At 69.1% G+C, this 22,042-nt stretch carries 20 protein-coding genes; 16 read left to right on the forward strand and 4 right to left on the reverse strand.

The window, feature by feature from the left end:
- The first annotated feature begins 26 nt into the window (after window positions 1–26).
- The 3 genes from AS594_RS27705 to AS594_RS27715 all read left to right on the forward strand — a co-directional run bounded on the left by AS594_RS27705 (window position 27) and on the right by AS594_RS27715 (window position 4,504).
- Window positions 27–728 carry an HAD family hydrolase gene (locus AS594_RS27705; RefSeq protein ID WP_069929567.1) on the forward strand — a complete coding sequence of 234 codons (702 nt, stop codon included), beginning with the start codon at window positions 27–29 and terminating at the stop codon, window positions 726–728.
- Window positions 729–1,225: 497 nt separating this feature from the next.
- On the forward strand, window positions 1,226–2,827 hold the full coding sequence (locus AS594_RS27710) for an ABC transporter substrate-binding protein (RefSeq protein WP_069929568.1): 1,602 nt from the start codon (window positions 1,226–1,228) through the stop codon (window positions 2,825–2,827).
- 87 nt (window positions 2,828–2,914) lie between these two features.
- Window positions 2,915–4,504 (forward strand): ABC transporter substrate-binding protein, encoded by a 1,590-nt coding sequence (locus AS594_RS27715; RefSeq protein ID WP_069929569.1) that lies wholly within the window; start codon window positions 2,915–2,917, stop codon window positions 4,502–4,504.
- 79 nt (window positions 4,505–4,583) lie between these two features.
- On the opposite strand, the gene AS594_RS27720 is transcribed toward AS594_RS27715, so the two are convergent.
- Both AS594_RS27720 and AS594_RS27725 read right to left on the reverse strand, forming a co-directional pair.
- Window positions 4,584–5,255 (reverse strand): response regulator, encoded by a 672-nt coding sequence (locus AS594_RS27720; protein WP_069929570.1) that lies wholly within the window; start codon window positions 5,253–5,255, stop codon window positions 4,584–4,586.
- Between the two features lie 13 nt (window positions 5,256–5,268).
- Complete coding sequence (locus tag AS594_RS27725; protein WP_069929571.1) at window positions 5,269–6,162, reverse strand: RecB family exonuclease; 894 nt, start codon at window positions 6,160–6,162, stop codon at window positions 5,269–5,271.
- Between the two features lie 167 nt (window positions 6,163–6,329).
- Between AS594_RS27725 and AS594_RS27730 the strand changes: the two genes are divergently transcribed.
- The 3 genes from AS594_RS27730 (at window position 6,330) to AS594_RS27740 (ending at window position 9,316) form a co-directional block, all read left to right on the forward strand.
- Entirely contained in the window at window positions 6,330–7,553 is a 1,224-nt protein-coding gene (locus AS594_RS27730) for a site-2 protease family protein (RefSeq protein WP_069929572.1), read from the forward strand.
- Between the two features lie 128 nt (window positions 7,554–7,681).
- The gene (locus AS594_RS27735) at window positions 7,682–8,590 is read left to right on the forward strand and encodes a tRNA (adenine-N1)-methyltransferase (protein ID WP_069929573.1); all 909 of its coding nucleotides are present in this window, start codon (window positions 7,682–7,684) and stop codon (window positions 8,588–8,590) included.
- Window positions 8,591–8,749: 159 nt separating this feature from the next.
- Window positions 8,750–9,316, forward strand: a complete 567-nt coding sequence (locus AS594_RS27740) for a hypothetical protein (RefSeq protein ID WP_069930829.1) — start codon at window positions 8,750–8,752, stop codon at window positions 9,314–9,316.
- A 4-nt stretch (window positions 9,317–9,320) separates the two neighbouring features.
- Here the strand turns inward: AS594_RS27740 and AS594_RS27745 are convergent, their stop codons facing one another.
- Window positions 9,321–9,635 (reverse strand): ferredoxin, encoded by a 315-nt coding sequence (locus tag AS594_RS27745; RefSeq protein WP_069929574.1) that lies wholly within the window; start codon window positions 9,633–9,635, stop codon window positions 9,321–9,323.
- 247 nt (window positions 9,636–9,882) lie between these two features.
- On the opposite strand from AS594_RS27745, the gene arc reads away from it, so the two are divergent.
- The 5 genes from arc (at window position 9,883) to prcA (ending at window position 15,557) form a co-directional block, all read left to right on the forward strand.
- Entirely contained in the window at window positions 9,883–11,649 is a 1,767-nt protein-coding gene (gene arc, locus AS594_RS27750; RefSeq protein ID WP_069930830.1) for a proteasome ATPase, read from the forward strand.
- Window positions 11,650–11,896: 247 nt separating this feature from the next.
- Entirely contained in the window at window positions 11,897–13,408 is a 1,512-nt protein-coding gene (dop, locus tag AS594_RS27755; RefSeq protein ID WP_338120185.1) for a depupylase/deamidase Dop, read from the forward strand.
- 125 nt (window positions 13,409–13,533) lie between these two features.
- Window positions 13,534–13,752 (forward strand): ubiquitin-like protein Pup, encoded by a 219-nt coding sequence (locus AS594_RS27760; RefSeq protein WP_069929576.1) that lies wholly within the window; start codon window positions 13,534–13,536, stop codon window positions 13,750–13,752.
- A gap of 159 nt (window positions 13,753–13,911) precedes the next feature.
- A complete protein-coding gene (prcB, locus tag AS594_RS27765) occupies window positions 13,912–14,757 on the forward strand; it encodes a proteasome subunit beta (protein ID WP_069929577.1) in 846 nt (281 codons plus the stop codon).
- A gap of 53 nt (window positions 14,758–14,810) precedes the next feature.
- Window positions 14,811–15,557 carry a proteasome subunit alpha gene (prcA, locus tag AS594_RS27770; RefSeq protein WP_037650577.1) on the forward strand — a complete coding sequence of 249 codons (747 nt, stop codon included), beginning with the start codon at window positions 14,811–14,813 and terminating at the stop codon, window positions 15,555–15,557.
- 72 nt (window positions 15,558–15,629) lie between these two features.
- Here prcA and AS594_RS27775 read toward each other — a convergent pair whose 3' ends face one another.
- Complete coding sequence (locus AS594_RS27775; RefSeq protein ID WP_079144374.1) at window positions 15,630–16,745, reverse strand: LacI family DNA-binding transcriptional regulator; 1,116 nt, start codon at window positions 16,743–16,745, stop codon at window positions 15,630–15,632.
- A gap of 65 nt (window positions 16,746–16,810) precedes the next feature.
- On the opposite strand from AS594_RS27775, the gene AS594_RS27780 reads away from it, so the two are divergent.
- From AS594_RS27780 to AS594_RS27800, 5 genes are all read left to right on the forward strand, one after another.
- Window positions 16,811–18,082, forward strand: coding sequence for an MFS transporter (locus tag AS594_RS27780; protein WP_069929579.1), 1,272 nt, complete (start codon window positions 16,811–16,813; stop codon window positions 18,080–18,082).
- 9 nt (window positions 18,083–18,091) lie between these two features.
- The gene (gene pafA, locus AS594_RS27785; RefSeq protein WP_069929580.1) at window positions 18,092–19,453 is read left to right on the forward strand and encodes a Pup--protein ligase; all 1,362 of its coding nucleotides are present in this window, start codon (window positions 18,092–18,094) and stop codon (window positions 19,451–19,453) included.
- A 119-nt stretch (window positions 19,454–19,572) separates the two neighbouring features.
- On the forward strand, window positions 19,573–20,520 hold the full coding sequence (locus tag AS594_RS27790) for an FKBP-type peptidyl-prolyl cis-trans isomerase (RefSeq protein ID WP_069929581.1): 948 nt from the start codon (window positions 19,573–19,575) through the stop codon (window positions 20,518–20,520).
- A 51-nt stretch (window positions 20,521–20,571) separates the two neighbouring features.
- The gene (locus AS594_RS27795; protein ID WP_069929582.1) at window positions 20,572–20,943 is read left to right on the forward strand and encodes an FKBP-type peptidyl-prolyl cis-trans isomerase; all 372 of its coding nucleotides are present in this window, start codon (window positions 20,572–20,574) and stop codon (window positions 20,941–20,943) included.
- Between the two features lie 120 nt (window positions 20,944–21,063).
- Window positions 21,064–22,020 (forward strand): helix-turn-helix transcriptional regulator, encoded by a 957-nt coding sequence (locus AS594_RS27800; protein ID WP_069929583.1) that lies wholly within the window; start codon window positions 21,064–21,066, stop codon window positions 22,018–22,020.
- The last annotated feature ends 22 nt before the right edge of the window (window positions 22,021–22,042 follow it).

Here is a 22,042-nt window from a genome sequence, read left to right on the forward strand (position 1 = left end):
CTCGTCCCTCCAGGAGGTGTGCCCGGATGACCAGTACCGTCCCCGCGCCCAGTACCCGTACGGCCGAAGGCTCGGCACTCCAGGCGGTCTTCCTCGACATGGACGGCACCCTGGTGGACACCGAGGGTTTCTGGTGGGAGGTCGAGGCGGAGGTCTTCGCGGACCTCGGGCATGTGCTGGACGAGGCGTGGCGCGACGTGGTCGTCGGCGGGCCGATGACCCGCAGTGCGGGTTACCTCATCGAGGTCACCGGCGCGGACATCACCCTGCCCGAGGTCACCGTGCTGCTCAACGACCGCTTCGAGAAGCGTATCGGGCGCGGAGTGCCGCTGATGCCCGGCGCGGCGCGGCTGCTGGCGGAACTGGCCGCCCACGAGGTGCCCACCGCCCTCGTCTCCGCCTCGCACCGGCGCATCATCGACCGCGTCCTGGAGACGCTGGGCCGCGACATGTTCACCCTCACGGTCGCGGGCGACGAGGTGGCGCGTACGAAGCCGCACCCGGACCCGTACCTGCACGCCGCGGCGCTGCTGGGGGCCACTCCGGGCCGATGCGCGGTCGTCGAGGACACGGCGACCGGTGTGGCGGCCGCCGAGGCCGCCGGGTGCCGGGTGGTGGCCGTCCCGTCCGTCGCGCCCATCGCGCCCGCGCGCGGCCGGGTGGTCGTGGGATCGCTGGAAGAAGTCGATCTCGCTTTTCTCACGACCCTCATCACAAGAATGAACTGATCTGTGCACCGAGCGTGCTTTCGCTATTGAGCGGAAACTCTCGGCATTGGACCGTTCATTTTGCGTGACGCGAACAAATAGAAATACACACCCGAACAAAAGTATTCAATGGGTGACCTTTGTCACCCACGGGCCGCCCTCGGCAGCGCCCGCCGACGCCAAAACGCCCTTGAGGGCCCATATTTGACGTCCATGTGTCCCGATTGGTGGAGCGGTGTACGAATCATGCCCGCCCCGCCGTGCCGACCCGCGGGCCCGCCTGAGCACCTGCCGATAACGGGGCGGCGCCGCCCTGGTCCGGCCTCCCCGGCGATTCCCACTAATCTCAACACGAGAACTTCGCCGCACCACCATGTGCTCCAGCGCTCAACCAGTTGCTGGTACCACAGAACCGATCGCTCTGATCCCGGCCCGATCGCACCGCCCCGACCGGGCGGCCGCGGCGGAGTATCCCGTACACGCTGAAACTCAGTGCCGGATGAGGGAGAACGTCCAGGATGAACCGCAAGACTCTGGTGCTGCCGGCCGTGATCGGCCTGCTCGCCCCGGTGCTCGCCGCGTGCGGCGCCCCGGACGGCGGCGGCAAGGGCGGTGACGCCATTGTCGTGGGCACCACGGACCAGTTCGTGGCCACGAAGGACGCTCCGGCCCCCTTCGACCCGGCGTTCGCCTACGACGCGGGGGCCTGGAACGTCCTGCGGCAGACCGTCCAGATGCTGATGCACGTGCCGCGCGGCGGCGGCGAGCCGGTACCGGACGCTGCGTCGAAGTGCGGTTTCACGGACACCCAGAACGAGAGCTTCCGCTGCACCCTGCGCAGCGGCCTCAAGTTCGCCGACGGCGACGCGCTCACCGCGGAGGACGTCAAGTTCTCGGTCGAGCGCGTGCTGAAGATCAAGAACAACAACGGTCCGGTCGCGCTGCTCTCGAACATCGACACGATCGAGACCAACGGCGACCACGAGATCGTCTTCCACCTCCGGACGCCGGACGCCACGTTCCCGTACAAGATCGCGACGCCCGCCGCGGCCATCGTCGACTCCGGCACGTACAAGGCGGACAAGCTCCGCGACGGCTTCGACGCCGACGGTTCGGGCCCGTACACGCTGACGACCGAGACCGAGGGCGACCGGGTCGTCAAGGCGGTCTTCACCAAGAACCCCCAGTACAAGGGCGACTTGGAGCTCAAGAACGACAAGATCGAACTGCGGTCGTTCGCCGACACGGAGTCCATGGAGAAGGCGCTGAAGGACGGCGACATCAGTTTGATGACGCGCACCCTCCAGCCCGAGCAGATCAAGGACCTGTCGGAGAACCCGGCCGAGGGTATCGACCTCATCGAGATGCCCGGCCTGGAAATCCGCTACCTCGGCTTCGACACCGAGGACTCCACGGTCAAGAGCAGGGCGGTGCGCCAGGCCCTGGCCGCCGTCGTCGACCGGGGGGACCTCGCGAGCAAGGTCTACCCGGCGACGGCCGAGCCGCTGTACTCGCTCATCCCGAACACCATCACCGGACACCGGAACGCCTTCTTCAACAAGTACGGCGAGCCCAACCGGCCCAAGGCCGCCGGCATCCTGCGCTCGGCCGGCATCAGCACGCCGGTGAAGCTGACGCTGAACTACACGACCGACCACTACGGTCCGGCGACGAAGAAGGAGTTCGAGGTGCTCCAGGAGCAGCTCAACTCCACGAACCTCTTCGACGCCGACATCAAGGGCACCGAGTGGTCGAAGTTCCGTGACAGCCAGAAGCGCGGCGAGTACGCCGTCTACGGCATGGGCTGGTTCCCCGACTTCCCGGACGCCGACAACTACGTCGCGCCGTTCCTGGACGAGGACAACTTCCTCAACTCCCCGTACGTGAACAGCGAGGCCAGGAACAAGCTCATCCCCGAGTCGCGCCGCGCGGCCGACCGGGCGGCGGCCGCGGGGCCGTTCGAGCGCATCCAGGAGATCGTCGCCAACGACGTACCGGTGCTGCCGCTGTGGCAGGGCAAGCAGTACGTCGCCGCGCGCGACGACATCACCGGCGTCGAATGGGCCGTCAATTCCTCGGCCGACCTTCAGCTGTGGGAGCTGGGCCGCGGCGTCGCCTGACGCCGGCAGGCAGTAGTCCTTCAGAAGCCGGGCCGCGAAGACCGCGTCGCCGGTAGGTAATTCATCGAATCTGTGAGGCAAGGATCAGTGAAAAGGCGTAATCAGTGGCTGACGGCCCCGCTTGCTGCGGGACTGGCGGCGGGGCTGCTCAGCGGTTGTGGCACCGAGAAGGGCGGCTCGGGGGGCACTGACGGCGGTGTGGTCATCGGAATGTCGGACGAGGTGCTGGCCACCGACCCGGCATCGGGTTACGACCCGGGCTCCTGGCTGCTGTTCAACAACGTCTTCCAGTCGCTGCTGAGCTTCCCCAAGGGCAGTTCGGTACCGCAGCCCGAAGCCGCGGAGAAGTGCGACTTCGACAAGGGCGCCAGCACGGTCTTCCGCTGCACGCTGCGCGACGGCCTGAAGTTCAGCAACGGCAACGACCTGACCACGAAGGACGTCAAGTACTCCTTCGAGCGTTCGCTGAAGATCAATGACAAGGCCGGCCCCGCGGCGGTCATGCTCGGCTCCATCGACACGATCGAGACGCCGGACGAGAAGAACATCATCTTCCGCCTGAAGGTGCCCGACGCCACGTTCCCGAGCAAGATCGCCTCGGGCGCCGGCTCCATCGTCGACCACCGCGAGTACGCCTTCGACAAGCTGCGCACCGACAGCAAGGCAGTCGGCTCGGGTCCGTACACACTCGACTCCTTCGGCCGCGCCGACGCGTCCTTCTCCGTCAACGAGAACTACAAGGGGACCGCCGAGACGAAGAACAACGGCGTCACCATGAAGTTCTTCCACGGTGACCAGAAGGCCCTGGCCGCCTCGCTCAAGCGGCGCGACGTGGACATCGCCTACCGTGGCCTGATGGCCGGTGACATCGCCGAGCTCGAGAACGCGAAGGCCGGGGAGGACACGGGCATCGAGGTCGTCGAGGGCTCCAGTGCCGAGGTCCAGCACCTGGTCTTCAACGTGAACGACCCGGTCGTCGGCAAGCCCGCCGTGCGCAAGGCGATGGCGTTCCTCATCGACCGCGACGCGCTGGTGCGGGACGTCTACCAGTCCACGGCCACCCCGCTGTACTCGATCATCCCGAGCGGCATCGGCGCCCACAACACGGCGTTCTTCGACACCTACGGCGGCAGCCCGCAGCCCGCCAAGGCCAAGCAGGCCCTGCGCGGCGCGGGCATCACCGACAAGGTGAAGGTCACCCTCTGGGCGACGCCCAGCCGTTACGGACCCGCCACGGTGCAGGAGTTCGAGGCCATCGCCAAGCAGCTCAACTCGAGCGGCCTCTTCGACGCGACGGTCGAGTCGGTCGAGATCGAGCAGTACGAGAAGAACATCGCGGCCGGCAAGTACGGCGTGTACGTGAAGGGCTGGGTCCCCGACTATCCGGACCCGGACAACTTCACCCAGCCGTTCTTCGGCAAGGACAACGTCCTCGCCAACAACTACGAGAACCGCCGGATCACCGGCGGGATCATCCCGGACACCGCCGCCGCCACCGACCGCCCCATGGCGGAGGAGGACTTCGGCAAGCTCCAGGAGATCGTCGCCGACGAGGTGCCGATCATCCCGCTGTGGCAGGGCAAGCAGTACGCCGTCGCCTACGACGACATCTCGGGCCTGGAGTGGACCCTGGACGCGTCGACGGTCTTCCGGTTCTGGGAGATCAGCAAGGGCTGAGCCCAGCCGTCGGCCCCGTACGAACGACGCCGGACGCGGCCCCCTCGGGCCGGGTCCGGCGTCCGTTCCTTCGCCGGTGCTACTGGGCGCCGGGCCTGACCAGGCCGCTCTCGTACGCGTACACCGCGGCCTGTACGCGGTCGCGCAGGCCGAGCTTCGTCAGCACGTGTCCCACATGTGTCTTCACGGTCGTCTCGCTCACGAAGAGATCGGCGGCGATCTCCGCGTTGGACAGGCCGCGGGCCACCAGCTTCAGCACTTCGACCTCACGGTCGGTCAGGGTGTGGAGCGTGTCCGGAACCTGCTCGTCGCCGGACGGCAGGTGGTCCGCGTACTTGTCGAGCAGCCGGCGCGTGATGCTGGGCGCCAGCATCGCCTCGCCCGCGGCCACCACCCGGATCGCCTGCACGAGCTCGGTGGCGGGCGCGTCCTTCAGCAGGAAGCCGCTGGCCCCGGCGCGCAGCGCCTCCACGACGTACTCGTCGAGGTCGAAGGTGGTCAGCACCAGCACCTTCGCCGGGCCGTCCTTGCCCGGACCGGTGATCTGACGGGTCGCCTCCACGCCGTCCATCCGCGGCATCCGGATGTCCATCAGCACGACATCGGGCTGAAGCGCCCGGACCTGGTCGAGTGCCTGGAGACCGTCTCCGGCCTCACCGACGACCGCGAGATCCTGCTCGGCCTCCAGAATCATCCGGAAGCCGGTGCGCAGCAGGGGCTGGTCGTCGACCAGTAGGACGCGGATAGCCACGGAGTCTCCTTCTCTAGACCGGCCCCATTCTGCCCTGGCCCTCCTCGGCCGGATCGGCCGGGCGCACGGTCAGCGCGACGGGCAGCGGGTACGCCGGGGGAGTGCCGCCGAATTCAGGGCAGTGCGCCCGGTGGTCGCACCAGCCGCACAGCTTCGTCGGGCGCGGGCGCCAGTCACCCGTCTCGGTGGCTTCCCTGATGGCCTCCCACAGCGCCAGCAGCTTGCGCTCCACCCGCTCCAGGTCCGCCTCGGCCGGGTCGTACGTCAGCACGTCCCCACTGCCGAGGTACACGAGCTGAAGCCGGCGCGGTACGACGCCCTTCCACCGCCAGATCACCAGCGCGTAGAACTTCATCTGGAACAGAGCGCCCTCGGCGTACTCCGGCCGCGGCGCCTTGCCCGTCTTGTAGTCGACGATCCGCACGTCGCCCGACGGCGCCACGTCCACCCGGTCGATGATGCCGCGCAGCCGCAGCCCCGACTCCAGCTCCGTCTCGACGAAGAGCTCCCGCTCGGCCGGCTCCAGCCGGGTCGGGTCCTCCAGGGTGAACCACCGCTCGACGAGCTCCTCCGCCTCCACCAGCCAGCGCGCCAGCCGCTCGCCCTCGGGGTCCTCCGCGAACAGCTCCGTGAGCTGGGGCTTCGACTCCAGCAGCCGGTTCCACTGCCCGGGCACCAGCGCCCTGGCCCGCCCGGCCGTGCGCTCCGGCGCCGGGGCGTCGAAGAGCCGCTCCAGCACGGCGTGCACCAGCGTCCCCCGGGTCGCCGCCTCGCTCGGCTTCTCGGGCAGCTTGTCGATCACCCGGAACCGGTAGAGCAGCGGGCACTGCATGAAATCGCTCGCCCGCGAGGGGGAGAGCGACATGGGGCGCTGGGCAGCGTCGGCCCGACCGGAACTCGTAGTCATGCCCAAGACCCTAAGACCCACCACTGGCAGGTCCGGCATCAATGGCCTCAAAACGGGAGCCGAGGCGGAGCGTCAGGCGGCAGTCCGCATACCATCGACGGCAGACCCCTCTCGCGCTGCGTGGCCGGCGGACGCGGCGCGAGGACGCCTGCGAACGAAGGGCCCCTGTGAACGAGAGCGGCGAGCGCGACAAGCGCGGCGAGAGCGACGGGAGCGGCGGCAAGCCGCAGCGCCCGCGCGAGCCGGGCGGCGGCCTCCTCATGGGCCGCCCGTTCGGCGTGCCCGTCTACGTCGCCCCCAGCTGGTTCCTCGTCGCGGCGCTCATCACGTGGGTCTTCGGCGGTCAGCTCGACCGTGTTCTCCCGGAGTTGGGCAACCTCCGCTATCTGGTCTCCCTCTTCTTCGCCGTCGCCTTCTACGCCTCCGTACTGGTCCACGAACTGGCCCACACGGTCGCGGCGCTGCGCTTCAAGCTGCCGGTGCGCCGCATCCAGCTCCAGTTCTTCGGCGGAGTGTCGGAGATCGAGAAGGAGTCGGAGACCCCGGGGCGCGAGTTCGTCCTCGCCTTCGTCGGCCCGCTGCTCTCGCTCGTCCTGGGCGGAGTGTTCTACGCCGGCATGCGGATCGTGGAGCCCGGCACCGTGCCCGGCGTCCTGCTGGCCGGACTGATGATCTCCAACCTCATCGTCGCAGCCTTCAACCTGCTGCCCGGTCTGCCGCTGGACGGCGGCCGGATGCTCCGGGCCGTCGTATGGAAGATCACCGGCAAGCCGATGAGCGGCACCATCGCCGCCGCCTGGGTCGGCAGGGCGCTCGCCGTCGCCGTCCTCATCGGCCTCCCGCTGCTCACCCACACCGGCGCCCTCGGCAACTCCACCGAGGACATCGGTGGCATGGAGACCGTCACCGACGCCCTGCTCGCGGCCATCCTCGCCGCGATCATCTGGACCGGCGCGGGCAACAGCCTGCGCATGGCCCGGCTGCGCGAACACCTCCCCGACCTGCGGGCCCGTACGCTCACCCGGCGCGCAGTCCCCGTCGAATCCGCCACGCCGCTCTCCGAAGCCCTGCGCCGCGCCAACGCGGCCGGGGCCCGCGCGCTGGTCGTCGTCGACGGCCAGGGGGAGCCGACCGGCGTCGTCCGGGAGGCGGCCATCGTCGGTGTACCGGAACACCGCAGGCCGTGGGTGGCGGTGAGCGGGCTCGCGCAGGACCTCACCGAGGACATGAAGATCGCGGCCGAGCTGGCGGGCGAGGCCCTGCTGGAGCGTCTGCGCGCCGCACCCGCAACCGAGTACCTGGTGGTCGAGGAGACGGGCGAGATCTACGGCGTGCTGTCCACCGCCGACGTGGAGCGCGCCTTCGTGTCGGCCATGGCCCGCCCGCAGTAGCAGCCCACGGCACGTGCGCGCCGGCGGACAGGCCGTGCCACGGCCCGCGCGCGGCGGCGGGCAGGCCGCGACCCTCCGGCGGCGCACCGCGGCGAATCGGCCCCCCAAAAGACCGGTAGGCTGGTCACATGTCCGAACCGACCGGTGCCGCCCGACGTCGCGGCCCCTTCCAGGTCGGGGACCAGGTCCAGCTCACCGACCCCAAGGGACGCCACTACACGTTCACGCTCGAGGCCGGGAAGAATTTCCACACCCACAAGGGTTCCTTCCCCCACGACGAGCTGATCGGTGCTCCCGAGGGCAGTGTTGTCCGTACCACGGGAAACGTCGCCTACCTCGCGCTGCGCCCCCTGCTCCCCGACTATGTCCTGTCCATGCCCCGCGGTGCCGCCGTGGTCTACCCCAAGGACGCGGGGCAGATCCTGGCCTTCGCCGACATCTTCGCCGGCGCCCGCGTCGTCGAGGCGGGGGTCGGCTCCGGCTCGCTGAGCAGCTTCCTGCTGCGCGCCATCGGTGACCAGGGCATGCTGCACTCCTACGAGCGCCGCGAGGACTTCGCCGAGATCGCCACGCAGAACGTGGAGCGCTACTTCGGCGGTCCGCACCCCGCCTGGCAGCTCACCGTCGGCGACCTCCAGGACAACCTGTCCGACACCGACGTCGACCGCGTGATCCTGGACATGCTCGCTCCGTGGGAGTGCCTGGAGGTCGTGCGCAAGGCGCTCGTGCCCGGCGGCATCCTCTGCTGCTACGTGGCCACCACCACGCAGCTCGCGCGCACCGTCGAGTCCATCCGCGAGATCGGCTGCTTCGCGGAGCCGACCGCCTGGGAGTCGATGATCCGCAACTGGCACGTCGAGGGCCTGGCCGTCCGCCCCGACCATCGGATGATCGGCCACACCGGCTTCCTCCTCACCGCCCGCCGCCTCGCGGACGGCGTGGAGCCCCCGCTGCGCCGCCGCCGCCCCGCCAAGGGCGCGTACGGCGAGGACTACACGGGACCCGGAAGCGAGAGCGGGTCGGCCTCCCGCGGCTGATCCGGCAACGAGCCAGCGCCGCCACCGAGTTCCCCGACCGACCGGGGAACTCGGTGGCGGCGCTTTTCCGTTACGGTTCGGACCCTGCCATTCCGTCCGGCTGTGACGTGTGGCACGATGCTCGCCACCCACCGGTACAGCTCCCAGGAGACACCCCGCGTGCAGACCCCCGCCGCCCTGGACCTCGCGCACACCCGGCCCCGCCCGGTGCACTGGCTCGCCACCGCCGCCGCCATGGCCGCGGTCGTCGCCGTGGCCGGCCTGCTCCAGCCGGAAGCCGCCACCGCGTCCCAGACGGCCCCCGCCGCCGCCGGACCGGCTGATACCGCCCCGCCGGCCGCCCCCGACGCGTCGAGCGCCGTGTTCCCACTGGACTGCCGCGGCCACAAGCCCGGGGTGGTGAAGCAGGGCTCCGGCGACCTCGACGGCGACGGACGGCCCGAGACGGTGGCGGTCGTGCGCTGCGTGTCGGGAATCGGCACCCCGCCGAGCGGCGTCTTCGTACTCACGGGACCTTCGCGCGTCGTCGCGACCCTGGTGGACCCGGCGGACGGGGTGGGTGTCACCGACCTCGCTGTGCGCGCGGGCACGGTCTCCGCGACCCTCCTCGGCTACTCGTCGCCGGAGGTGCCGCGCTGCTGCCCGGACCGGCGGGAGAGGGTCAAGTGGCAGTGGAAGGGCGGCAAGTTCGCCCGGACCGTCGTGCCGGACGCGCGCAGTATGTGATCCGTCACTCCGCGTCGGGTCCGTAGACTTCCACCCGGTCCGAAACCCGCCGTACGTGGATGCAGTCGCCCGGGCACTCCTTGGCGGAGTCGACGACGTCGTTGAGAAGGGTCAGGGGGACGGGCGTTGTGGCGCCGGGACTCTGGAGCAGCTCGTCGGCGGGGCTCTTCACGTAGGCCAGGCCGTCGATGTCGAGCTCGAAGACCTCCGGGGCGTACTGGACACAGATGCCGTCCCCGGTGCAGAGGTCCTGGTCGATCCACACCTCGAGAGGGTCGCCGGTCTGTGCGCCGTCGTCGGTGGGAGCCTTCTGCTGCACGGTCGTATCTCCTGCCGTTTTCTGCGCGGTTGTAGCAATTGGAGCCAGCCCTGACGGGTGTTGAACACTTCGACGATACAACCGGCCGCTTTCCGATGTTGATGGGTGGGTATTCCCCTGGTGTGAGGGAGTACGCAAGGGTGAAGATCGGACACACCCCGCAGTCTTTGTGATCTAGGGGTTTCAACCCGCACCCGCCCAGGTAGGGTCAGGAAGCGTCCAGCTCCCCTTGGAGGAGGTGAGGACCGTGGCAGCCCACGACGACGACATCAACCGCGGCATCCGGCCGGGGCGAGGGTCTGAGGACCCCGCCGGCCAGGTTGCCTATCTCGAGCAGGAAATCGCCGTCCTGCGCCGCAAGCTCGCCGACTCTCCGCGTCATACGAGGATTCTCGAAGAGCGGATCGTCGAGCTGCAGACCAACTTGGCCGGCGTGTCCGCGCAGAACGAGCGGCTCGCCAATACGCTCCGCGAGGCCCGCGACCAGATCGTGGCCCTCAAGGAAGAAGTCGACCGGCTTGCGCAGCCGCCGGCCGGCTTCGGTGTCTTCCTCGTGGCGAACGAGGACGGCACGGCCGACATCTTCACCGGCGGCCGCAAGCTGCGGGTGAACGTCAGCCCCAGCGTGGAGCTCGAAGAGCTCCGGCGTGGCCAGGAGGTCATGCTCAACGAGGCCCTCAACGTGGTCGAGGCCATGGAGTTCGAGCGGGCCGGGGAAATCGTCACCCTCAAGGAGATCCTTGAGGACGGCGAGCGCGCCCTGGTGCTGGGGCACACCGACGAGGAACGGGTGGTGCGGCTCGCCGAGCCGCTGATGGACGTCACCATCCGCCCCGGCGATGCCCTGCTGCTGGAGCCCAGGTCCGGCTACGTCTACGAAGTCATCCCCAAGAGCGAGGTCGAGGAGCTCGTCCTCGAAGAGGTCCCGGACGTCGACTACGACAAGATCGGCGGTCTGGGCAACCAGATCGAGCTGATCCGCGACGCGGTCGAGCTGCCGTACCTCTACCCCGACCTCTTCAAGGAGCACGAACTGCGACCGCCGAAGGGCATCCTGCTCTACGGTCCGCCCGGCTGCGGCAAGACGCTGATCGCGAAAGCCGTCGCCAACTCCCTTGCCAAGAAGGTCGCCGAGGTGACCGGCCAGCCCGCGGGGAAGAGCTACTTCCTCAACATCAAGGGCCCTGAGCTCCTCAACAAGTACGTCGGTGAGACCGAGCGGCACATCCGCCTGGTCTTCCAGCGTGCGCGGGAGAAGGCGAGCGAGGGTACCCCCGTCATCGTCTTCTTCGACGAGATGGAGTCGCTCTTCCGCACCCGTGGCTCGGGTGTCAGCTCGGACGTGGAGAACACCATCGTTCCGCAGCTGCTCGCCGAGATCGACGGTGTGGAGGGCCTGGAGAACGTCATCGTCATCGGCGCCTCCAACCGCGAGGACATGATCGACCCCGCGATCCTGCGGCCCGGCCGGCTCGACGTCAAGATCAAGATCGAGCGTCCGGACGCGGAGGCGGCGAAGGACATCTTCGCGAAGTACCTCCGCTCCACCCTGCCGCTGCACGCGGACGACCTGGCCGAGCACACCGGCTCCAGGGAGGCCGCGGTCCACGGCATGATCCAGTCGGTCGTCGAGCAGATGTACGCCGAGTCCGAGGAAAATCGCTTCCTCGAGGTCACGTACGCGAACGGCGACAAGGAAGTCCTGTACTTCAAGGACTTCAATTCCGGCGCGATGATCCAGAACATCGTCGACCGGGCCAAGAAGATGGCCATCAAGGCATTCCTCGACCAGAACCAGAAGGGCCTCCGGGTCTCCCACCTCCTCCAGGCTTGCGTGGACGAGTTCAAGGAGAACGAGGACCTGCCGAACACCACCAACCCGGACGACTGGGCCCGAATCTCCGGAAAGAAGGGCGAGCGGATTGTATTCATCCGCACGCTCGTCACCGGAAAACAGGGTGCGGACACCGGGCGCTCCATCGACACGGTGGCAAACACCGGTCAGTACCTGTAGATCGCAGACCGGCTGCGGGTGCCCGCCCGGGCATCCGCAGCCGGTTGCTTTCCAGCCACACCGGCCGCCACACCGACCACACCAGAGCAATGACGGAATTGATCTCCCTACCAGGGCAGAGGCGTTCTAGGCTCTTCGGTACCGCCGAGTCGCGCAGTGCGGGGCCGGGCACCGCACACGCACCGGAGAACAAGCGGTACTTGAGTGCCGCCCCCGTCCGGGGGCGACGCCGGGCAAGGAGGGCCGCATGACCGTACGGCGAGTAATGGGCATCGAGACGGAGTACGGGATCTCCGTCCCCGGCCACCCCAACGCCAATGCCATGCTCACCTCGTCCCAGATCGTCAACGCCTACGCGGCGGCGATGCACCGGGCGCGGCGCGCCCGCTGGGACTTCGAGGAGGAGAATCCGCTGCGGGACGCGCGAGGCTTCGACCTCGCCCGGGAGGCCGCCGACAACAGTCAGCTCACGGACGAGGACATCGGCCTGGCCAATGTCATCCTGACGAACGGCGCGCGGCTGTACGTGGACCACGCGCACCCCGAGTACAGCTCACCGGAGGTCACCAATCCGCTGGACGCCGTCCTCTGGGACAAGGCCGGCGAGCGGATCATGGCGGAGGCCGCCGAGCGGGCCGCCCAGCTCCCCGGCGCCCAGCCGATCCACCTCTACAAGAACAACACCGACAACAAGGGCGCCTCCTACGGCACGCACGAGAACTACCTGATGAAGCGGGAGACCCCCTTCTCGGACATCGTGCGCCACCTGACGCCGTTCTTCGTGTCACGGCAGGTCGTCACGGGCGCCGGCCGGGTGGGCGTCGGCCAGGACGGCCACGAGCACGGCTTCCAGATCAGCCAGCGCGCCGACTATTTCGAGGTCGAGGTCGGCCTGGAGACCACGCTCAAGCGCCCCATCATCAACACCCGCGACGAGCCGCACTCCGACGCCGAGAAGTACCGCAGGCTGCACGTGATCATCGGCGACGCGAACCTCTCCGAGATCTCGACGTACCTGAAGCTGGGCACGACGTCCCTGGTGCTGTCCATGATCGAGGACGGCTTCATCAACGTCGACCTGGCGATCGACCAGCCGGTGCGCACCCTGCACCAGGTCTCGCACGACCCGACGCTGCAACGGCTGATCACGCTGCGCAGCGGCCGGACACTCACCGCCGTCCAGCTTCAGATGGAGTATTTCGAACTGGCGCGCAAGTACGTCGAGGAGCGGTTCGGCGTCGACGCGGACGACCAGACCAAGGACGTCCTGTCCCGCTGGGAGGACGTCCTGAACAGGCTGGAGAACGACCCGATGAGCCTGTCGGGCGAGCTCGACTGGATCGCCAAGCGGGAAATCCTCGAGGGCTACCGCAGGCGCGACAGCGTGGACTGGGACGCGCCGAGGCTGCATCTGGTGGACCTCCAGTACGCCGACGTGCGGCCCGAGAAGGGGCTGTACAACCGCCTGGCGGCCCGCGGGAAGATGAAGCGGCTACTGGACGAGGAAGCGGTCCTGCGGGCCGGTACGAAGCCTCCTGAGGACACCAGGGCCTATTTCCGCGGCCGCTGCCTGGAGCAGTACGCGGACGATGTCGCCGCGGCCTCCTGGGACTCGGTGATCTTCGACCTGCCGGGCCGGGACTCGCTCCAGCGCGTGCCCACGCTGGAACCGTTGCGCGGTACACGTAATCACGTCAAGGAGCTTCTCGACCGGTGCAGGACGGCGGAAGACCTGGTCCGGGTGCTCTCGGGCGGCTGAAAGGGCCGGCGAGTGGGAATCATCGAGGTGATCCCCACGCGTTGTGAAAGTACGGCGCGGATGTCAGACCCCGCTTGTAGGGTCTGATCAAGGACATCGAACCGAGCGAGCGGGGTGAGGTAGAGATGGCGACCAAGGACACCGACGGCGGACAGCAGAAGGCGACGCGTTCCACCGGGGAGGCCGAGGAGACCGCGCAGGACGCGCAGGCTTCGGAGGACCTCAAGGAGCGCCAGGAGAAGCTCTCGGACGACGTCGACTCCGTCCTCGACGAGATCGACGACGTGCTCGAGGAGAACGCCGAGGACTTCGTGCGCTCCTTCGTCCAAAAGGGCGGGGAGTAAGGCCCGTTGTCCCGCCCGTTGTCCGTCCCGGTGGCCCCGGACCCAGGTCCGGCACACCGGGACGGATGACCGGCGACCGTACGGGTATGGTCCGTGCACAGTTCGTAAGACCGGCCCGGCCTCCCAGCGGCGGGCCGCCGCCTATCCGGAAGGAAACGCGTGGAAGCCAACCCTCGTAGCACCGGGCGTCTGCCGGCAGCCTTCCTGACGCCGGGCTCGTCGTCATTCATGGACTTCCTGGGTGACCACGCGCCCGAGATGCTGCCGGGAAGGCGCGTCCTGCCGCCCGTCAAGGGCGTCATAGAGGCACCGCACGGCACGACGATCGTCGCCGCCTCGTTCCCCGGCGGCGTGGTGCTCGCCGGTGACCGGCGGGCCACCATGGGCAACATGATCGCCCAGCGCGACATCGAGAAGGTCTTCCCCGCCGACGAGTACTCGGCGGTGGGCATCGCCGGCACCGCCGGTCTCGCGGTGGAGATGGTGAGGCTCTTCCAGCTGGAGCTCGAACACTTCGAGAAGGTGGAAGGCGCCCAGCTCTCCCTGGAGGGCAAGGCGAACAGGCTCTCCACGATGATCCGCAGCAACCTGGGCATGGCCATGCAGGGCCTGGCCGTCGTGCCCCTCTTCGCGGGCTGGGACGTCGACCGTGAGAAGGGCCGCATCTTCTCGTACGACGTGACGGGCGGCCGCTCCGAGGAGCAGGGATACGCGGCGACCGGATCCGGTTCCATCTTCGCCCGCGGCTCGATGAAGAAGCTCTACCGCGAGGACCTGACGGAACAGCAGACGACCACGCTGGTGGTCCAGGCGCTGTACGACGCGGCCGACGACGACTCGGCGACCGGCGGCCCGGACGTGGCCCGCCGTATCTACCCGATCGTCACCGTGATCACCGAAGAGGGGTTCCGGAGGCTCACCGAGGCGGAGTCCTCCGAGCTGGCGCGCTCGATCCTCGAGCGGCGGCTGGAGCAGCCCGACGGTCCCCGGGCCGCGCTCCTCTGACGGCTCCTGTCCTTGGAATCAACGTGACAACGACAGAAAGGGACGGATAGCCGGTGTCGACGCCGTTCTATGTCTCACCCCAGCAGGCCATGGCCGACCGGGCGGAATACGCCCGCAAGGGCATCGCCCGCGGTCGCAGCCTTGTCGTGCTGCAATACGCCGACGGCATCGTATTCGTCGGCGAGAACCCGTCCCGCGCGCTGCACAAGTTCAGCGAGATCTACGACCGGATCGGCTTCGCCGCGGCCGGCAAGTACAACGAGTACGAGAACCTGCGGATCGGCGGCGTCCGGTACGCCGATCTGCGCGGATACACCTACGACCGCGAAGACGTGACGGCCCGTGGGCTCGCCAACGTCTACGCGCAGACGCTGGGCACGATCTTCTCCAGCAACGCGGAGAAGCCCTACGAGGTGGAGCTGGTCGTCGCCGAGGTCGGGGCCCGCCCCGAGGGCGACCAGATCTACCGGCTGCCCCACGACGGTTCGATCGTGGACGAGCACGGCTCGGTCGCGGTCGGCGGCAACGCGGAGCAGATCAGCAGCTTCCTCGACCAGCGCCACCGGGACGGGATGACGCTGGCGGAGGCGCTCAAGCTGGCCGTACAGGCACTGTCCCGGGACACCAACGGCAGCGAGCGGGAGATCCCCGCCGAGCGGCTCGAGGTGGCGGTCCTGGACCGTACGCGCCCGCAGGAGCGGAAGTTCAAGCGCATCGTCGGCCGTCAGCTCGCCCGCCTGCTGGAGGCGGACGGCGACGCGGCCACACCCACCGACACCCCGTCGGACACCGAGGAGTAGCGGCTGCGGACGGAATCGTTCGGTGCCCCGGGCCGCCGGCGGTCCGGGGCACACGCATGACCCGGCGGTGCGTCAGGCGCGTGCGGTGGAGCCGCGCGCCATCAGCTCCACGGGGATGTCGCCGCCCTCGGGCCGCCGGCCGTCCAGGACGGCCAGCAGCGCGGCCATGCCCCGCTCTCCGACCTGCTCGGCGGGCAGCCGCACGGTCGTCAGTTCCGGCTCCACGGCCGTCGCCAGGGCGAGGTCGTCGAAGCCGGTGACCGAGACGTCCTCGGGCACCCGCAGTCCCAGTCGGCGTACCGCCTTGCAGGCGCCCGCCGCGACGATGTCGTCGTCACAGACCAGCGCCGTCGGCCGCGGCCCCGGGCCGGTCAGGGCCCCTTCCGCGGCCTTCCTGGCTCCGTGTACGTCCAGGGGCGCGGGCACGGAGCGTACGACGGCGTCCGGGGCCCGGCGGCGCAGCTCGTCGCGGAGGGCGCGGGCGCGTACGTCGAACGTCCAGGACGCCACGGCCGACGCGAGATGGACGAACCGCCGGTGTCCCAGGCCCAGCAGATGCTCCGTCACCTGGCGCATGCCGTCGGCGATGTCGAGGTTCACGTGGGCGGCGGCGCCCGTGTCCGCCGGGTCGCTGTCGAGCATGACCAGCGGCAGCCCCGCGCCCCGGATGGCGCCGAGGGCGCCGGTGGCCATGGAGGACGCGATGACGCCGTCCAGCGCCGCCTGCGCCGAGGCGAAGGGGTCCCGGGCCGGACCCGTGCCCTCGGGAGAGGGGTAGAGGACGACGCCGAAATCGTGCTCGGCGGCTGTGCGGGCGGCGCCCGCGTACACCCGGGCGAAGAACTCGTTGGTCAGCGCGGGCACGACGAGCAGCACGGTCCTGGTCCGGCCGAGCCGCAGGTTGCGGGCGGCGAGGTTGGGGCGGTACCCGAGCTCCCGGGCGGCCCCGCGCACCAGATCGGCGGTGCGTTCCGACACACGCCCGCGCCACTTGTCGCCCAGTACGAGCGAGACGGTCGCCTGCGAGACCCCGGCGGCGCGGGCGACGTCCCTGCTGGTCGGCGGCGTGGGAGGCGTTTCGGCGCCGACGGCGTCGTACGTCTCGTCCGGGGTGTCGTCCGGGCTGGTCACTCGTGCCTCCGCAGCAACGGCTTCGGGCCGCGAGGTGGACCACGCGGACTGGCTCATGGTACGTATGACACCGGACGTTATACGTACAACTTCGGTAGGTGCCGGAGCGGAGAGGGGCAGACATGGCCGCGGGATACGCGGAACTGCTGAGGACGCGGTACGCCGCGCGCCTCCTGGCGGGAACCCTGGTGGGACGGCTGCCGAACGCCACCGCCCCCATCGCGATCGTGCTCCTCACCCGCGCCGAGGGCGGCAGCTACTCGCTCGCCGGCGGCCTCGCCGCGGTGTACGGACTCGGAAACGCGGTGGGGCAGCCGCTGCTCGGCCGCGCCGTGGACCTGTTCGGGCAGCCGCGCGTGCAGCTGCCCGCCGCCGTCCTGTCCGCCCTCGGCATGGTCCTGCTCACCTTCGCCGGCATCGACCCGCTGCCCCTCGCGTACGCCGCCGTGGCCCTCGCCGGCGTCTTCACCCCGCCCCTCGAAGGCGGCCTGCGGGCCCTGTGGCCCGGCGTGCTCGGCCGCGAGGACCGGGTGCACCGGGCGTACGCCATGGACGCGGTGGCGCAGGAGATCATGTTCACGGTCGGCCCCCTGCTCGTCACGCTGCTCGTGGCGCTCTGGTCGCCGGCCGCCGCGCTGCTCGTCATCAACGCCATAGGCGTGCTGGGCGCGCTCTCCGTCGTACTCTCCGAGCCTTCGCGCACCTGGCGTTCGGCGCCCCGCGAGGCGCACTGGCTGGGCGCCCTGCGCTCCCCGGGCCTGCTGGCTCTCCTCGGGTCGTTCTTCTTCGTCGGCCTCGCCCTGGGCTCGATCACCGTCGCGGGTGTCGCCTACGCCGACGACCACGGCCGGGAAGCGGTGTACGGCTGGCTGATGGCGGCGCTCGGCCTCGGCGCCCTCGCCGGCGGCCTGGTGTACGGCGCCCGGCAGTGGGCCGGCGCCCCCGAGCGGCGGCTGCGGTTCATCGTGGCGCTGCTCGCGGCCGGTTACCTGCCACTGATGCTCACCCCCGGAATCCCCGCGATGGTCGCGCTCGCCGCCGTGTCCGGAGTCTTCCTCGCCCCCGCGCTCGCCTGCGCGTTCATCGTCGTCGACCGGCACGCCCCGCGCGGCACCGTCACCGAGGCGTTCTCCTGGCTGGTCACCACCTTCGGCGTAGGCGCAGCGGTGGGAACCGGGGCGGCGGGACCGGCCGTCGAGTACGGCGGCACGGCCGCGAGTTTCGCCGTCGCGGCGGGCGGCGGAGTGGCCGCGCTGCTTGTCCTGCTGGCCACCCGCCGGGTTCTGGCGATTCCCGTCGCCACGCCTCTTCCCACGGACTCTGTCGTAATGCCTTGCGAAAATGATCGAATCGGTGCGGCCGAACCCGGTTTCAGGACAGGCCATCAGGCGTAATGTTCAGTCATGGACCGCCGCATTTTCGGGCTGGAGAACGAGTACGGCGTCACGTGCACGTTCAGGGGACAGCGCCGTCTGTCACCTGACGAAGTGGCGCGCTACCTCTTCCGCCGTGTTGTGTCATGGGGCCGCAGCAGCAATGTCTTCCTGCGGAACGGCGCCCGCCTCTACCTCGACGTGGGATCGCATCCGGAATACGCAACTCCCGAATGCGACAATGTGACCGAGCTGGTCACCCACGACAAGGCGGGCGAGCGCATTCTCGAAGGCCTGCTCGTCGACGCCGAACGCCGCCTGCACGAGGAGGGAATCGCGGGCGACGTCTATCTCTTCAAGAACAACACCGACTCTGCGGGAAACTCCTACGGCTGCCACGAGAATTACCTGGTGGCCCGCCACGGAGAGTTCTCCAGGCTCGCGGACATCCTCATCCCGTTCCTCGTCACCCGACAGCTCATCTGCGGGGCCGGCAAGGTGCTCCAGACCCCGCGTGGCGCGGTCTTCTGCGTCAGCCAGCGCGCCGAGCACATCTGGGAGGGCGTCAGCTCCGCCACGACCCGCTCCCGGCCGATCATCAACACCCGCGACGAACCGCACGCGGACGCCGAGCGCTACCGCAGGCTCCACGTCATCGTCGGCGACTCGAACATGTCCGAGACGACCATGCTGCTCAAGGTCGGCGCCACCGACCTCGTCCTGCGCATGATCGAGGCGGGCACCGTGATGCGCGACCTCACCCTGGAGAACCCCATCAGGGCCATCCGTGAGGTCAGCCACGACACCACGGGGCAGCGCAAGGTGCGCCTGGCCAGCGGCCGCGAGGCGTCCGCCATAGAGGTACAGCGCGAGTACTACGAGAAGGCCGTGGACTTCGTGGACCGCCGCGGCATCCGTACGGGCACGGTCGAGCAGGTCCTCGAACTGTGGGGCCGCGCGCTGGACGCGATCGAGGCGGAGGACCTCGACCGGATCGGCACCGAAATCGACTGGGTCATGAAGTACAAACTCATCGAGCGCTACCGCGCCAAGCACAACATGACCATGTCGCACCCCCGGGTCGCCCAGATAGACCTCGCCTACCACGACATCCACCGTCGGCGCGGGCTCTATTACCTGCTGGAGAAGAAGGGACAAGCCGCGCGCATCTGCAACGACTTGAAGATCTTCGAAGGCAAGTCGGTGCCGCCGCAGACGACCCGCGCCCGGCTGCGCGGTGACTTCATCCGCCGGGCCCAGGAACAGCGGCGGGACTTCACCGTCGACTGGGTGCACCTCAAGCTCAACGACCAGGCGCAGCGCACCGTGCTGTGCAAAGACCCCTTCCGGTCGGTCGACGACCGGGTGGAAAAGCTCATCGCCGGTATGTGATCCGGTCCTTGCCGGATCAGCCGGAACGCGACGCGGGCCCCGCACGTTTCTCGTGCCGGGCCCGCGCCACGCCTTAGAGTGGCGGGCGACTACTGTGCCGTCTGAGATCTGAGGAACACGTGCGCCGACTTGCCGGCCTGCTTGTCGTCCCCCTGCTGCTGCTCTCGACAGCGGCGTGCGGCGACGACAAGGGCTCCGACTCCACCTCGTCAAAGAACGGACTGCCGGCGATCACCGCGGGAGCCAAGTTCGGCGAGAAGCCCACCCTCGCCAAGGGGGAGGGCGATCCGCCCAAGGAGCTCAAGACAGAGGTCCTGAGCAAGGGCAAGGACGATGCTGCGACCCTCAAGAAGGGTGACGCCATCGAGGTGAACTACCTCGGTCAGCAGTGGGACTCCACCAAGCCCTTCGACAACAGCTTCGACCGCAAGCAGCCCTTCCCGCTGACCCTCGGCGCGGGCATGGTCATCCCCGGTTGGGACAAGGGCCTGGAGGGCCAGAAGGTCGGCAGCCGCGTCCAGCTCGTCATCCCGCCCGACATGGGTTACGGCGCGCAGGGCCAGCCCCCCACGATCAAGCCGAACGCCACGCTGGTCTTCGTCGTGGACATCCTGAAGGCCAAGAGCATCCCGGCCTCCGCCAAGGGCGCCGAGGTCGCGCAGGACAACATCGACCTGCCCAAGATCGGCACCAACACCGACGGCAAGGCGCCGAAGGTCACCATGCCGAAGAAGACGGACCCGCCGAAGAAGCTCGTCTCCAGCTACGTCCTGGAGAGCGACGGCGCCGTGGTGAAGAACACCGACACGGTGTCCGTCGCCTACCAGGGGCTGGTCTGGAAGGACGGCAAGCTCTTCGACAGCACGTACGCCCAGGGCAAGACCCAGCAGTTCGCCCTGGAGCAGGTCACCCTCAAGGGCCTCAAGGACGGTCTGGTCGGCAAGAAGGCCGGCAGCCGCGTGCTCCTCGTCATCCCGCCGGACCAGGGCTTCGGTGACAAGAAGCAGCAGTCCATCCCCGCCAACTCGACGCTGGTGTTCCAGGTGGACATCCTCGCCGTGATGTGAGGATGTAAGACTGTCCCGGTTGTCCAGTTCGCAGTAAGAGGAGCATTTTCCGTGAGCATCGAAAAGCCCGAGGTCGACTTCCCGGGTGGAGAGCCGCCGAAGGACCTTCAGATCAGGGACATCTGGGAGGGCGACGGCGAGGTGGCCAAGGCGGGCCACAACGTCAAGGTCCACTACGTGGGTGTGGCGTTCTCGACCGGCGAGGAGTTCGACTCCAGCTGGAACCGCGGCACGCCGCTTCAGTTCCCGCTCGGCGCCGGCCGCGTCATCGCCGGCTGGGACCAGGGCGTGCAGGGCATGAAGGTCGGCGGCCGCCGCGAGCTGATCATTCCCCCGCACCTCGCCTACGGCGACAGTGGCGCCGGCGGCGTCATCAAGCCGGGCGAGACGCTGATCTTCGTCTGCGACCTCGTCGCCGTCTGATCAAGCAGCACCAGGCCAGACAAGAGGGGCCCCACGCCGTCCGGCGTGGGGCCCTCGGCTTTTGCCGCGACACCCCGGGGCGGTACGGTCGAGGGTCGTAGAGCAAGAGAGAGGGTGCCGATGGCGATTGCCAAGGCCGAACGGTTGATGAACCTGGCGTTGTGCCTGCTCGGGACCCGGCGCCCGCTCAGCAAGCGGGAACTGCGCGAGTCCATCGAGGCCTACCTGGAGGCAGGCACCGACGACTCCTTCAACCGGATGTTCGAGCGCGACAAGGACGATCTGCGCGAACTCGGCCTGGTCATCGAAACCGTCGAGAACCTCGACGGCGACGTCGGCTACCTGGCCCGCCGCGACAGCAACCGCCTGCCCGCGATCACCCTCGACGCCGAGGAGGCCGCCGCACTCGGCCTCGCCGCCAAGGTCTGGCAGCAGGCCCGCCTCGCCGGCGCCGCCAGCGGCGCGCTCCAGAAGCTGCGGGCGGCGGGCATGCCGGAGGCGGAGGACCCGTACGAAGGCCACCAGAGCGCCCTCGAACCCCGCATCCCGGTCCACGAGACGGCCTTCGAGCCGCTGATGCTCGCCTGCCGCGACCGGCGCCCCGTCGTCTTCGACTACCGCAAGGCTAACTCCGCCCGCGCCGAGACCCGACAGGTCGAGCCGTGGACGCTGGAGTGCTGGCGCGGCCACTGGTACCTCGCCGGCTGGGACCGCGAGCGCGGCGCCGAGCGTGTCTTCCGGCTCTCCCGGATCACCGGCAAGGTCCGCTCGCGCGCCGGTTCCTTCACCGCCGAGGTGCCGGACGTCGTGACCGTACGCGAGACCGTCGAGAGCTGGGCGGGCGAGACCGCCACCCGCAGCGCGCTGATCAAGCTGCGCCAGGGTTCCGGCTACCCGCTCCGGGCCAGGGCCACCGCCGTGCGGGACCTGGGCGACGGCTGGGACGAGCTGGCGATCCCGTACGGTCACGGGCTCGACGCCTGGCTCGTCGAGCTCGGCCCCGAAGTCGTCGTACTGGAGCCCGCTGATCTGCGGGCGGACGTCGTGGACCGGCTGCGCGCCGTGGCCAAGGACTGAGAAGGACCGAGGAACAGTCACC

Origin of the sequence: Streptomyces agglomeratus (assembly GCF_001746415.1) — a bacterium.
In the GTDB taxonomy this organism is placed as follows: domain Bacteria; phylum Actinomycetota; class Actinomycetes; order Streptomycetales; family Streptomycetaceae; genus Streptomyces; species Streptomyces agglomeratus.